Origin of the sequence: Streptococcus mitis (assembly GCF_946190285.1) — a bacterium.
In the GTDB taxonomy this organism is placed as follows: Bacteria; Bacillota; Bacilli; order Lactobacillales; family Streptococcaceae; genus Streptococcus; species Streptococcus mitis_CP.
Map to the genome: position 1 here is coordinate 1 of NZ_CAMHZX010000118.1, position 233 is coordinate 233.

General features: G+C 64.4%; 1 protein-coding gene. It reads right to left on the minus strand.

Annotated features, from left to right (window positions below; all coding sequences use genetic code 11):
• Positions 1 to 233, minus strand: a 233-nt coding sequence (locus N8L39_RS09450) for a helicase-related protein (RefSeq protein WP_261039408.1), incomplete at both ends; no start/stop codon positions are given.

A 233-nucleotide genomic window follows, 5' to 3' on the forward strand; every position in this document is an offset into this window, starting at 1 on the left:
GATCGTAGTTGACCACGTACTGCAGATCCGGGATGTCCAGACCACGGGCGGCCACTTCGGTGGCGACCAGCACCCGCAGCTTGCCTTCGGTGAATTCGCGCAGGGCGCGGCGACGGCTGCCCTGGGCCTTGTCACCATGCACAACGGCAGACTTGATGCCATCCAGGTTCAGCTCGGCCACCAGCTCGTCACAGCTTTCGCGGGTACTGGCAAACACCAGCACCTGCGGCCAG